This is a genomic window from Alsobacter sp., assembly GCF_059501845.1.
This window is the reverse complement of record NZ_JCACDK010000014.1, coordinates 125,926-138,751: the sequence shown is the minus strand read 5'-3', so window position 1 is coordinate 138,751 and position 12,826 is coordinate 125,926. Positions and strand designations below refer to the sequence as shown.

General features: G+C 68.0%; 12 protein-coding genes. 6 read left to right on the top strand and 6 right to left on the bottom strand.

Annotated features, from left to right (window positions below; genetic code table 11):
- Nucleotides 1–31 precede the first annotated feature (31 nt).
- Complete coding sequence (locus AC5JCN_RS11650) at nucleotides 32–1,450, top strand: glutamate synthase subunit beta (RefSeq protein ID WP_495755227.1); 1,419 nt, start codon at nucleotides 32–34, stop codon at nucleotides 1,448–1,450.
- Nucleotides 1,451–1,524: 74 nt separating this feature from the next.
- On the opposite strand, the gene AC5JCN_RS11645 is transcribed toward AC5JCN_RS11650, so the two are convergent.
- The 4 genes from AC5JCN_RS11645 to AC5JCN_RS11630 all read right to left on the bottom strand — a co-directional run bounded on the left by AC5JCN_RS11645 (nucleotide 1,525) and on the right by AC5JCN_RS11630 (nucleotide 6,274).
- Nucleotides 1,525–2,526 carry an SGNH/GDSL hydrolase family protein gene (locus AC5JCN_RS11645; protein ID WP_495755226.1) on the bottom strand — a complete coding sequence of 334 codons (1,002 nt, stop codon included), beginning with the start codon at nucleotides 2,524–2,526 and terminating at the stop codon, nucleotides 1,525–1,527.
- A 316-nt stretch (nucleotides 2,527–2,842) separates the two neighbouring features.
- Entirely contained in the window at nucleotides 2,843–4,132 is a 1,290-nt protein-coding gene (locus AC5JCN_RS11640) for a lytic murein transglycosylase (protein ID WP_495755225.1), read from the bottom strand.
- A 161-nt stretch (nucleotides 4,133–4,293) separates the two neighbouring features.
- Complete coding sequence (locus AC5JCN_RS11635) at nucleotides 4,294–5,886, bottom strand: OpgD/OpgG family glucan biosynthesis protein (RefSeq protein WP_495755224.1); 1,593 nt, start codon at nucleotides 5,884–5,886, stop codon at nucleotides 4,294–4,296.
- Between the two features lie 154 nt (nucleotides 5,887–6,040).
- Complete coding sequence (locus AC5JCN_RS11630) at nucleotides 6,041–6,274, bottom strand: hypothetical protein (protein ID WP_495755223.1); 234 nt, start codon at nucleotides 6,272–6,274, stop codon at nucleotides 6,041–6,043.
- Nucleotides 6,275–6,370: 96 nt separating this feature from the next.
- Here AC5JCN_RS11630 and AC5JCN_RS11625 point away from each other — a divergent pair, with 96 nt between their 5' ends.
- Together AC5JCN_RS11625 and AC5JCN_RS11620 are read left to right on the top strand one after the other, a co-directional pair.
- Complete coding sequence (locus tag AC5JCN_RS11625) at nucleotides 6,371–7,966, top strand: gamma-glutamyltransferase family protein (RefSeq protein ID WP_495755222.1); 1,596 nt, start codon at nucleotides 6,371–6,373, stop codon at nucleotides 7,964–7,966.
- Nucleotides 7,967–8,089: 123 nt separating this feature from the next.
- Entirely contained in the window at nucleotides 8,090–8,221 is a 132-nt protein-coding gene (locus AC5JCN_RS11620; protein WP_495755221.1) for a hypothetical protein, read from the top strand.
- 9 nt (nucleotides 8,222–8,230) lie between these two features.
- Here the strand turns inward: AC5JCN_RS11620 and AC5JCN_RS11615 are convergent, their stop codons facing one another.
- Both AC5JCN_RS11615 and AC5JCN_RS11610 read right to left on the bottom strand, forming a co-directional pair.
- A complete protein-coding gene (locus AC5JCN_RS11615; protein WP_495755220.1) occupies nucleotides 8,231–9,259 on the bottom strand; it encodes a nickel/cobalt transporter in 1,029 nt (342 codons plus the stop codon).
- Between the two features lie 7 nt (nucleotides 9,260–9,266).
- The gene (locus AC5JCN_RS11610) at nucleotides 9,267–9,902 is read right to left on the bottom strand and encodes a DUF1007 family protein (RefSeq protein WP_495755219.1); all 636 of its coding nucleotides are present in this window, start codon (nucleotides 9,900–9,902) and stop codon (nucleotides 9,267–9,269) included.
- A gap of 238 nt (nucleotides 9,903–10,140) precedes the next feature.
- On the opposite strand from AC5JCN_RS11610, the gene hemH reads away from it, so the two are divergent.
- From hemH to AC5JCN_RS11595, 3 genes are all read left to right on the top strand, one after another.
- Entirely contained in the window at nucleotides 10,141–11,202 is a 1,062-nt protein-coding gene (hemH, locus tag AC5JCN_RS11605) for a ferrochelatase (protein ID WP_495755218.1), read from the top strand.
- Nucleotides 11,203–11,319: 117 nt separating this feature from the next.
- A complete protein-coding gene (locus tag AC5JCN_RS11600) occupies nucleotides 11,320–12,333 on the top strand; it encodes an SPFH domain-containing protein (RefSeq protein ID WP_495755505.1) in 1,014 nt (337 codons plus the stop codon).
- Between the two features lie 6 nt (nucleotides 12,334–12,339).
- Nucleotides 12,340–12,780 (top strand): NfeD family protein, encoded by a 441-nt coding sequence (locus tag AC5JCN_RS11595; RefSeq protein WP_495755217.1) that lies wholly within the window; start codon nucleotides 12,340–12,342, stop codon nucleotides 12,778–12,780.
- The last annotated feature ends 46 nt before the right edge of the window (nucleotides 12,781–12,826 follow it).

The window sequence follows — 12,826 nt, the reverse complement described above, 5'->3', positions numbered from 1 at the left end:
CTCGAAGGTATCTCGGAAGGACGGGGCTCCGATGGGCAAGGTGACGGGTTTTCTGGAGATCGATCGCCGCGACCGGCGCTATGCGCCCGCGTCCGACCGCATCCGCCACTACAAGGAATTCGTGATTCCGCTCTCCGAGGAGGCGACGCGGGACCAGGCGGCGCGCTGCATGAACTGCGGCATTCCGTACTGTCACAATGGCTGTCCTGTGAACAACCAGATCCCGGACTGGAATGACCTCGTCTACCACGGCGACTGGCAGGAGGCGTGCCGCAACCTGCACAGCACGAACAACTTCCCGGAGTTCACCGGTCGCGTCTGCCCGGCGCCCTGCGAGTCGTCCTGTACGCTGAATCTCTCCGACTCCCCGGTCACCATCAAGACGATCGAGTGCGCCATCGTCGACCGCGGCTGGGAGGAAGGGTGGATCGTTCCGGAGACGCCCAAGCTTCGCACCGGCAAGCGCGTTGCCGTCATCGGCTCCGGCCCGGCTGGCATGGCCTGTGCCCAGCAGCTGGCGCGCGCGGGCCATGACGTGCACGTCTTCGAGAAGAATGCCCGCCCTGGTGGCCTGCTGCGCTACGGCATCCCGGACTTCAAGATGGAGAAGCGCCACATCGACAGGCGCGTCACGCAGATGGAGGCGGAAGGTGTCACGTTCCGCACCGGCGTGAATGTCGGCATCGACATCACCGCCGCACAGCTCGTCAACGAGTTCGACGCGGTGGTGCTGGCCGGCGGCGCCGAGAAGCCCCGCGACCTGCCGATCCCCGGCCGTGACCTGCGCGGCATCCACTTCGCCATGGATTTCCTGCCGCAGCAGAACCGCCGCGTCGGGCATGAGGTGATCGCCACGAACGAGCCGATCCTGGCCAACGGCAAGCACGTCGTGGTGATCGGCGGCGGCGACACGGGGTCGGACTGCATCGGCACGTCCATCCGTCAGGGCGCGCTCTCGGTGACCCAGCTCGAGATCATGCCCAAGCCCCCGGAGAAGGAAAACAAGCTGATGACGTGGCCGGACTGGCCGCTGAAGCTGCGGACTTCCTCCTCGCACGAAGAGGGTGCGGAGCGTGACTTCGCCGTCAATTCCGTGCGCTTCCACGAGGAAAGCGGGCAGGTGAGCGGCCTGGAATGCGTGCGCGTCGACGCTAAGTTCCAGCCCGTCACCGGCACGGAGTTCACGATGAAGGCCGACCTCGTCCTGCTCGCCATGGGCTTCGTCTCGCCGGTGCAGGAGGGGCTTCTCGCCGACCTCGGCGTGACGCTCGACCCGCGCGGTAACGTCGCCGCCAACACACTCGCCTACAAGTCGTCGGTGGAGAAGGTCTTCGCCTGTGGCGACATGAGGCGCGGCCAGTCGCTGGTGGTCTGGGCCATCCGCGAGGGGCGTCAGGCGGCGCACTCCGTGGACAAGCACCTGATGGGCGAAACCGTCCTGCCGAGATAGCCGGACTGCGGGTCTTCAGACCCGCACCGACCATAATCCAGAGGGGAAAAGCGGACCTGGAGGTCCGCGCTCCCTTACTTCGGCGGCCAGCGGAAATCGTCGGCACGGCCGGGCTTGGGCTCGGGCGTCTTGCCCTGCACCAGCACGTCTTCGGCGAGCCGGCCTGCTTCGGTGAAACTCTGCATCGGCAGGCGCTGCATCAGCGCGCCTCCCGGGGTCGGCTCGACCCCGGTCAGTTGCACGACGGGCCCCGCCGGCGGCTTCACCGGGATGGTGACGACCACCGGGTCCCCGTCAATGCCGCGGCGGGCGATTTCGTCGATGATCCGCTCGATGCCGCCGGGCTGCAGAGCCGGGTCGCCCGAGGCGGGGTCCATCGTCTCGGTCGGAATCGTCACCACGGAGGCGGGCGGGCGATCCTCCAGGCCACGTTTCAATTCGATCTCGACGAAATGCGCCGCCTTGCGCGCTCCTGCCTTGGTGAAGTGCATGCCGTCCGAGGCGCGCAGCCGCGCCATGTCGCCGTTCATGTCGGGACCGGTGGCGGCGTACTTGTTCTGCGCGTCGACGAAGGGTTCCCACATGTCGACATAGGTCGCGCCGGCCTTTTCCGCCGCGCCGCGGGCAATCTCGTTCAGTGCCAGCATGTCTGCAGCGAAGCGCGCGTTTTCCATCACCGGCATGCCCACCCAGACGACCGGGATCTGCTTCTCGCGGAAGGCTGCGACCACGTCCCCGACGCGTCCGGCATAGGCGGCACGCCAGGCGTCGGTGAAGGGATCGAGCACGGCGCCAGTCCCGTCCCGCAGGGGCTGCCGGTCGTTGGACCCCAGCATGATGACGATGTTCGTGATCTTCTCGGGGCTTGCGGCGATCTCGCGCGCGGATTTGCGCCAGTCATAAAAATCGTCGCGAACCAGGCCGCTGGACGTCCGCGTCCGCCGCGACACCTGCACTTCCGGATTGTCTTCGAACGCGTCGGTCAGTCCGGCTGCCAGGTTCTCCGCCAGCGAATCGCCGATTACCGTCACGAAGACGGTTGGTTCGACCTTGGGCACGGCCGGGCGGTCGCTCACCGTGGCCGCCGGGGCTGGCGGACGCTTTCGCACCGGCTTCGGCGTCGAAGGCAGTGCCTGGGGAGCGGGCTGTGACGGCGAAAACAGGCGCAGCAAGTCGGAAAACGGATTGTGAAACTGCTGTTGTGGCTGCTGCGCAAGGGCAGGCACGGCAGAAAGAACGGCAAGCACCGACCACACGGCCAGCAACACCAGTGCCGCAGCGCCGGCACGCGTCCCGTGCCGGCCTCCGTTTCGTCGCCCGCCCCGTTCTGCACGCTTCATTCGTCGCCTCGCCCGCGCAGCATCGCCGCGCACAGTGGCGCAGTTTATCAGGTCAGCGCTGCGCGCGCAGGGCTTCCAGCACCCGGGAGGATGCGTAGCCGTCCGGGGGCAACCCTGCAGTGGCCTGGAAGTGGCGCAAGGCCTCGCGCGTCCGGGAACCCAGCCGGCCGTCGGGCTCGCCGATGTCGTAGCCCAGCCGTGCGAGCCGCCTCTGCAATTCGAGGCGCTCGGCTTTCCCCAGGGGTGGCTGGTCGAGCGGCCAATCCGCGGCAAGGGCCGCGCCGCCCCCGATCCGGTCGCCCAGGTGCGCGACGCCGAGCGCATAGGCGTCCGAGGCATTGTAGGTCTTGATCACGTCGAAGTTGGCGGTGACCAGGAAGGCCGGTCCTCCGGCTCCGGCCGGCAGGAAAAGCGTGGCGTTGCCCGTGGGAGGAAACGGCGTGCCGTTGGACTTCCGCACGCCGACTGCGCTCCATTTGCGGTAACCCGCGCTCAGCAGGCCGTAGTGGAAGTTGGCGGGCAGCGAGACCTCGAAGCCCCAGGGTTGGCCGGCGTGCCAGCCATGCTTCTTCAGGTAGTTGGCGGTCGAGGCCAGCGCGTCCGGCACCGAGTTCCAGATGTCCTTGCGGCCGTCGCTGTCTCCATCCACCGCGTAGCGCATGAAGCTGGAGGGCATGAACTGCGTCTGGCCCATCGCGCCGGCCCATGAGCCCTTCATGTCGGCGCGCGCGACGTGTCCCTGCTGCAGGATGACGAGTGCCGTGACGAGTTCGTCCCGGAAGAACGTGCCGCGGTAGCGCATGTGGGCCAGGGTGGCCAGCGAGCGGATGACGTCCCGGCCACCGGTGAACGAGCCGAAATTCGTCTCCATGCCCCAGACACCCAGGAGCACGCCGCGATCGATGCCCGACTTCGCCTCCAGCGAGGCGAGCACCGGCCCCCAGCGGCGCAGTGCGTCGCGGCCGCGCTCGATGCGCTGCGGCGTCACCGCGTCGTTCAGATAGGCCCAGACCGGCTTGACGAATTCCGACTGCCGCCTGGTGAGATCCTCGATCTTCGGATCGGGCTCGACACCGGCAAATGCCTGGTCGAAAGTCGCTCGGGTCACGCCCTTCGCCTTGGCCAGCGGCCAGAGGCCCTGCACGAAGGCCCGAAAATCCTGGGCGTCGGCCGGCTGCGGCACGTCGGGAGGCACGGCTCCGAGCGGCTGCCGCCCGAGGGAGCCGGTGATGTCGGGCTCGGTGCTTCCCGCCAGCACTGGCGGCGTCGCAGCCATGAGGAACGCCAGCACCGCACCCACGCGCCCGGCCGCCCCGCTCCACCCCGTCAGCAATACGCCCATGTCACGCTCCGCCGGCAGGCACGCCGGCAGACAGAATGCCCCTGCGGGGTTGGCGGAAGGTTAAGGGTGGGTTTCCGGAACCAGTCGAAACGCCGCAGCATTGCGGCAGCGGCCCGGGCAGCCGGCTGACATCAGCGCGGAGGGAACTCCCAGCCGGCCGGCTAGAACGGGTGGTACTGGTAGAGCCAGGTCTCGCTCAGCACCTCGTCCCCGTTTCGGAGGAAGAGCCTCATCTCGACCGGGTCGTTCCCTTCGGTCGTGAGGTCGAACTGCGCGCGCCAGTGCCCGGGAACGTCGTCCGGCACGGCTTCCGTGAAGATGTAGGAAAACGTGCCGCGCGAGGCCCAAAGCACGGGCTCCGGCTTGACGCCGAAGGGCAGCTTCGAGAGGACGTCGCCCTTGAACTCCACCATGAATTTCCGCACGCCCTTGGGCCGCGGCTTCCCCGGCTGACCGCCATTGCCGAGCCGCGTCGCGACGCAGCGGGCGAGCGTGGACGGGTAGGGCTCGTCGGCGAGCCAGTGCAGCCGGTAGCGGAAGGCCAGCGCGTCGCCCGCTGTCGCGGGCTTGGCGGGGACCCACATGGCGACGATGTTGTCGTGGATCTCGTCGTCCGTCGGGATTTCCGTGAGCTGGATCGCACCGTCGCCCCAGCCGCCGAGCGGCTCCACCCAGGCACTCGGGCGCAGCTGGTAGCGCACGCCGTCCTGGTAATGGTCGAAGTTGCGGTCCCGCTGCGACAGCCCGAAGCCGCGGGGGTCGTGGTCCATGAAGGCCGAGACGGTGATCCGCCCGGGATTGTTGAGCGGGCGCCAGATGTGCTCGCCCGTGCCGGTCCACATGGCCAGCCCGTCGCTGTCGTGGATCTCGGGCCGCCAGTCCACGGCCGTCGCCTTGGCCGTCTCCGAAAACCAGAACATTGAGGTCAGCGGCGCGATGCCGAGACGGTCGACCGCCTTGCGAAGGAAGAGAGCGCTCTCGATCTCCATTTCCACACCGGTGGTCCGGCGGAGGGCGAAGCGGTAGGCACCGGACACGCTGGGGCTATCCAGCAGGGCGAAGACGGTCACGGGCTCCTGCGGGTTTCCCGCAGGCTGGAACCAGAAGGAGACGAAGTCCGGGAACTCCTCGGGATTGGATGTTCCCGGTGCGATGGCAAGCCCGCGGGCAGAAAGCCCCACCTGGCCGAGTTCGCCGACCGCGCGGAAGTAGGAGGCGCCGAGGAAAGTCGCCCAGGGCTCCAGCGTCTTCCAGTCCTTGCCGTCGACGACGGTGTCGCGGGCCTCATGGACCCAGAAGCCGGCAAAGGCGGACGGCTCGGCCGACAGGCCCTTGGCCACGTGGTCGGGACCGCCTCCGAACAGGTTGGGATCGTACATCACCTCGCGGGACTGGCCGTCCTGCAGGACGTGCATGCGCACGGTCTTGGGGAAGTACATCCCGACATGCTGGAAGCTGATGGGAAAGGCGCTGGGCCCATTGGCCCAGAGCGCTGCGTCCAGCTTGTAGCGGAGCTTGCCGTGCGCGTCGTAGTCGATCTGCTTGACGATGGTGGGATCGGGGCGAGGCGGCGGCACGTAGGGCTCGGCGGCACGCCTCTTCGCCTCCGCCTTGAGACTTTCAAAATCGAACGGCTCCGGCTCACCGAAACGGAGTGTGGCCGCCTCCTGCGCAGCGGCTGAGCCGACGCCGAGGGCGGCGGCTGCGTTGAGTGCGGCGGCGAGCTGGAGAAAGGTGCGACGGTCGAGGCTCATGGCATCCGGGATTGTGGCGCGGCGGGGTGCATCGGCAACCTCGCGGCTGGGATCATGAACAGCATTGTGGACCGGAGCGTCCTGCCTGGCCCGCATATCTCTTCGAAATGGGGCGCCGGTCGGGCTTGCGCAACGGGGCACGCCGCCTCGGGCGTCACTGTCGCAGTGGCTCGACCCTGGCGGCGAGCTGCATGAAGCGATAGAGCGCGTAGGCACCGATGACGCCGAACACCCCCATCAGCACGTAGCCAATGGTCTGTCCGAGGTCGAACAAGCCCGCGATGGCCCAGCCCGCGGCCAGCGCCACGCCGAAGATCTCGGTGCCCACGAGAACGCCGACGCTGATCAACGTCAGAAGATTCGTCGTGTTGATGTCGCCGCGCGCCACGCACCGCTCCTTGGCCGGGGTCCCCGAGTGGACTATCAGCCGGTGGAGTATATCGTCCCGCCTGGCCGTGCAAGCTGGCGGCATCGGGAGCACCGCATGAGCGACACCCCTGTTTTCTCCCGTGCCGCCGTAGCGTCGCCCCACAGCCTCGCCTCCGAGACCGGGAGGGCCGTTCTCGCCGATGGCGGAAACGCCGTCGAGGCCATGGTCGCCATGGCGGCGACGATCGCCGTGGTCTATCCGCACATGAACGCCATCGGCGGCGACGGCTTCTGGCTCGTGCGCGAGCCGGGCGGGAAGGTCCACGCCATCGACGCCTGCGGGCCGGCCGGCTCTCTCGCGACCATCCGCCGCTACCGCGAGAAGGGCTACGACGCCATTCCCCCGCGGGGACCGGATGCGGCGCTGACAGTTGCCGGTGCTGTGGCCGGCTGGGACCTGGCGCTCGAGCTTGCCCGCGCGCTCGGCGGCCAGATGCCGCTGCGCTCGCTGCTGGGCGAAGCGATCGCGTTTGCCCGTGACGGCTACGTGCAGAGTGCCTCCGAGGCCCGGACTGTCGCCAACGAGAAGGACGCCCTGCACGCCGCCCCCGGCTTCGACGAGACATTCCTGGAGGACGGCAAGGTACCGGCCGCCGGCACGATCCGCCGGATGCCGCGGCTGGCCGACACGCTCGACCAGCTCGCCAATGCCGGGCTCGACGATTTCTACCGGGGTGACGTCGGCCGAGAGATCGCCGCCGACCTCGAGCGCATCGATGCTCCGGTCACCCGGCCTGATCTCGAGCGCTTCAGGGCGAAGCTGCGGCAGCCGCTCAAAGCCGGCGTTCCGGGCGGCACGCTCTACAATTTTCCTCCGCCGACGCAGGGGCTCGCGGCACTCGTGCTGCTCGGCATATTCGGGCGCCTTGGTGTGACCCGGGCCGAGAGCTTCGAGCACATTCACGGGCTGATCGAAGCTTCCAAGCGGGCCATGCGCATCCGCGACATGGTCTGCACCGACTTTGCCCGCCTGCGGCACGACCCGGCGGACTTCCTGACGCCGGCTGCGCTGGAGAAGGAGGCGGCAGCCATTTCCATGACCCGCGCCGCGCCGTTCCCGTTCCGCGACGAACCCGGCGACACGGTGTGGATGGGAGCCATCGACGCCAAGGGCGTGGCTGTGTCCTACATCCAGTCCGTCTACTGGGAGTACGGCTCTGGCTGCGTTCTGGGGCGGACGGGCATCTGCTGGCAGAACCGCGGCATGTCCTTTTCGCTCGACCCTGCCGCGCTCAACCCGCTGGAGCCGGGACGCCACCCGTTCCACACGCTCAATCCGGCGCTCGCCGCAATGGACGATGGACGCGTCATCTCCTACGGCAGCATGGGCGGCGACGGCCAGCCGCAGTTCCAGGCCCAGATCTTCTCGCGACACGCACTGCTCGGCATGCCGCTCTGGTCAGCCCTGGACGCCCCGCGCTTCCGGCTCGGCAGGACATGGGGCACCGCGGCGGCGACTCTCGCGATGGAGAGCGGCTTCGATCCCGATCTCATCCGGGCGCTGGAGCGCGTAGGCCACACGCCGGTGGTCGAGGACGTGGCCCGGCACGACGGGTTCGGACACGCCGGCATGCTCGTGCGCTCGGCGCGCAATGGAGCGGTGGAGGCAGCCCACGACCCGCGGTCCGACGGCGGGTCCGCCGGGCTCTGACGCGGTATCATGGTTAGCGAAAGGTAAAGGGAGATCAACACAATACGCTTGGTTTCCTTCACTTCGACTTGAACCTCAACGGGCATACTCGCATGAGTTGCAGAGTTGGCCGGGAGGTTCAGGATGAAAGCGATCGCCATCGCGACCCGGCTGCGCCGGGTGAAGGTCTACAGGCTCATCGACATCCTGATCATGGCAGGGCTGACCGCGCTTGCCGTTATCCAGGTCGCTGCCACCGCCTCGCACTTCGCCTGAGCGTTTTCCTCACGCGAAGGCACCGGCCGACCACAGGCCACCCAGCAGGGCGACGCCCAGCAGCGTCACGAACGCGGCGGCCAGCACCTCGAGTGCAGCCAAGGCCGTCTCCGCACCAGTGCCACGGCCCGATGCCAGTTTGAGCGCTCCCGCCTTGGCAAACACGGCAAGTGCCGCGAGCGCGCCGGTCGTGATTGCCGTGCCCAGCGCCATGGCCAGTGTCCCGGCGATCCCCGCCCAGTAGACCCCCTGCGAGAGCGCGAACACCAGCAGGATGATCGCCCCCGAGCAGGGACGCATGCCGGCGGCGACGACCACGCCCGCCGCATCCCGCCATCCGCCCGCGCCGTCCTTCGGGCCCACGGCGTGGAAATGGCTGCAATCCGGGCCGCATCCGTCCGGTAGGACGGAAGACACGCCAAGGCGTCCCGCGAAGGCCCGCGACTTGCGCCACAGCAGTGCCGCCCCGACCGCCGCAACCGCAGCGAAGCTCGCCGTCTCGACGATCTCCGCCACGTGCGTCATGCCTGACGCCGTCACCTTCACGATCCCCGCCAGCACGGTGACGAGTGCCACGGCGACGGCCGCCTGCAGCATGGCCGCCGCAAAGGACAGCGTGAGCCCGCGCCGCAGCGCTTTCTCCTGGGCCAGGATCCAGGCGGAGATCACCGCCTTGCCATGCCCCGGCCCGGCCGCGTGGAACACGCCATAGGCGAAGCCCAGTCCCGCCAGCGTCCATCCGGCACCGCCGTTCTGGGCGAATTCCTTCACCGCCGCGGTCATCTGGCGGTCGAAGGAGGATTGTACGGCGAGGATCCATGCCGCCAGCGCGCTGGTGGGCGCGCCACCTTCGCGCAGGCCCACGCCAAAGGGATTCCTGGGTGGCGGGGGAGGCGCAGCCGAGAAGCCCGTGGCCCAGCCGAGAATGGCCAACCCGGCTGCCACGACCGCCAGGGCCGCGAGACCGACCACCACCGTCCCGGCCGCGCCGGAGAGGCGGCCCGCCTTCGGGGCTTCGATCGTGGGGAGGCTCGTCACGGGCGCCTCACGGGCATGCGACGAACACCTTCGACGCGAATTGCAGGCCCATGTTCGCGTTGGCGAAGTAGTCCTCGCTCAGCTTGGCGAGGGACTGGTCGGGCTTGTTCTGCGGCCGCGACACCTGGACGGCGCAGCCCTGCGGCGCATTGGTGAGGCGCACGGCATCCGGCGCATCGGCATAGGCGAAGTCGACGAAGAAGGTCGGGTCGTAGACGTCGAGATAGACGGTCCGCCGCGCGGCGACAGGGGCGGGCACCGGCAGCAGGAAGGACAGCTCCAGCTGCTTGCCGACCTCGCGCATCGCGGGCTCCAGCGGAGCCGCGACGTCGACGCGCTTGCCGTCGACCTTCAGCACGGTGAAGTAGCCGAACTCGGCCAGATTGTCCGTGTTCTCCTTCGCCAGTGGCTGCAGCTCGGCCGGCGAGAGCTTTCCGTCATTGTCGGTGTCGAGCCCCTGCATGGCGAAGCTCGAATAGCCTTCGTCGAAGAGCCAGTGATGGCGGACGGCCTTCACGGCGCCGTTCTCGTACACGAGCTCGGCCTTGACGCTGACCCAGACATGGGGATGGGCGAGGGCCGGCATCGCCACCCCCAGGAATCCGCACACGAGGGCGGCCAGGGCCGCCACGGACTGGCGCATGTCGGTCCTCAGCAAATCAGACGTGGCGCAAGTCAACCAGCCAGCGCGGCAAAAGCAAGGCAGGGCGCATCACGACGCCGCGCGTGCCGATACGAGGGTTGGCACGAGGCTCGCAATGGTGCAATGCCTTGGGAAACATGGCGCCGGCGTTGCATCGAAGCTCGCGCTTTCGATCCGCTCCGCGCCGCGGCCCGTATGTCGCAGCGACGCCTCATCGAAAGGGGCGCGAGAGGACACGATGAACGTCACGCTCCGTCGCGAAGCCCAGTTTGGCGCCATCGGCCCGCTGCCGGTCGACCACCCGCCCGTGCTCAGCCGCAAACTCGGCGTCCTCCTGCTCAATCTCGGCACGCCCGACGCCACCGACTATTGGTCGATGCGCCGCTATCTGAGGGAGTTTCTTTCCGACCGCCGCGTCATCGAGACGCCCCGGCTGCTGTGGTGGCCGATCCTGAACCTGATCATCCTCACCGTGCGCCCGAAGTCCAAGGGCAAGGACTACGATCAGATCTGGAACAAGGAGCGCGACGAGAGCCCGCTCAAGACCATCACCCGGTCGCAGGCCGAGCAGCTGGCCGACGCCTTTCGCGACGACCCACGCGTGGTCGTCGACTGGGGCATGCGCTACGGCAACCCCTCCACAAAGGAGCGGCTGGAAGCGCTGATGAAGCAGGGCTGCGACCGTATCCTTTTGGTGCCGCTATACCCGCAATCCTGCGCGGCGACGTCCGCGACGGCCTGCGACAAGGCGTTCGAGGCTCTCATGGCCATGCGCTGGCAGCCGGCCGTTCGCGTCGCGCCGCCATGGTACGACGATCCCGTCTATATCGATGCGCTCGCCGCGACCGTGCGCGCCAAGCTGGCCGAGATCGACTTCACGCCCGACATGATCGTGGCTTCTTTCCACGGCGTGCCGAAGGACTACCTCCTCAAGGGTGATCCCTATCACTGCCAGTGCCAGAAGACCGGTCGCCTTCTCAGGGAAACGCTGGGCTGGGACAAGGAGCGCTTCATGGTGTGCTTCCAGTCCCGCTTCGGCGGCGCGGAGTGGCTGCAGCCCTACCTCATCGAGATGATGGGCGAGCTGCCCAAGCGGGGCGTGAAAAAGGTGCTCGTCATCGCCCCCGGCTTCGCCGCCGACTGCCTGGAGACGCTCGAGGAGATCGAAGGCGAGAACTGCGAGCACTTCCTCCACCATGGCGGCGAGAAGTTCGCCTATGTGCCCTGCCTGAACGACAGCCCGGAAGGCATCGACGTGCTGCGCCACGTCGTCGGCCGCGAATTGCAGGGCTGGGTCTGATTGAGGAAAGACCAACACTGGGGCGGGCTATGAAGGGCGCGGTCGGCACCCTTGTCCCGCTTACGCCCGCATAGGACACTGCCGCCACCGAGTCGGCGGCAGGGGCACAGGATGGTAATCTCAGGTTTCGCGATCTTCGCGATCGTCCTCGTGATTTTCGTCGTGGCGACCCTGATCGCCGGCGTTAAACAGGTGCCGCAAGGCTACAATTACACCGTCGAGCGCTTCGGAAAATACTCGCGTACGCTCAGCCCGGGCCTCGGCCTCCTGCTGCCCTATGTCGAGGGGATCGGCTCCAAGATCAACATGATGGAGCAGGTCTTCGACGTTCAGAGCCAGGAAGTGATCACCCGCGACAACGCCACGATCACGGCAGACGGCGTCGCCTTCTACACCGTCATGGACGCCGCCCGCGCCTCCTACGAAGTCTCCAACCTGCAGCAGGCGATCCTGACGCTCACCATGACCAATATCCGCACGGTGATGGGCAGCATGGACCTCGACCAGTTGCTCTCGCACCGCGACGAGATCAACGAGCGCCTCCTGCGCGTGGTGGACGCCGCCGCCTCGCCATGGGGCGTGAAGATCAACCGCATCGAGATCAAGGACATCGTCCCGCCCCGGGACCTCGTCGACTCCATGGCCCGGCAGATGAAGGCGGAGCGCGAGAAGCGCGCCGCAGTGCTGGAGGCCGAGGGCCAGCGGCAGGCCGAGATCCTGCGCGCCGAGGGCCACAAGCAGGCGCAGATCCTGGAAGCCGAGGGACGCAAGGAATCGGCCTTCCGCGACGCCGAGGCGCGCGAGCGCTCTGCCGAGGCGGAGGCCCGGGCGACGCAGGTGGTGAGCGCGGCCATTGCCGACGGCGACATGGGTGCCATCAACTACTTCGTCGCCCAGCAATATGTGAAGGCGCTGCAGGCGCTGGCCTCTGCGCCCAACCAGAAGGTGTTCATGATGCCGGTCGAGGCCGCCTCGGTCATCGGCACGCTGGGCGGTATCGCGGAGATCGCCCGGTCGGCCTTCCCGGACGGGCCGGCAACCGGTGCCCCGCGCCCGGCACCCCGAACCCCGACTGTTCCGCGCGCAGGCGGCGCTCCGGCCCCTCCGCCGCCGCTGGCCCCGGGAGTCTGAGCCGACATGCCGGACATGTCTTCCGCGATGCCGTGGATCTTCGTCGTTGGCGGCGTTGTCCTGATGGCTCTGGAACTGCTCGCACCTGGCGCCTTCATGATCTGGCTGGGGCTGGCGGGCGTCCTGACTGGCCTCTGCCTCTTCGCGTTTTCGCTCGGCTGGGAAATCGCGCTCATCCTCTTCGCCGTCCTGGCGGCTGCCTTTGCCGTCGTAGGACGCAGGATCGCCGGCGGCAAGACCAGCGCCGAAGGGCAAGACCGCCTCAACGATCGCGGCCGCGTGCTGGTAGGGCGGACTTTCAGGCTGGAGGAGCCCATCGCCGAACGGCGCGGACGGGTGCGGGTGGACGATACCGTCTGGCGCATCGAGGGCCCGGACGCGCCGGCAGGAGCGCAGGTGAGGGTGACCGGCGTGGAAGGGACGATGCTGCGGGTGGAACTGGCCTAGGCAAACAAAACGGGCGCCAGACCTGTAGCTCCGCTCGACCGGAAAC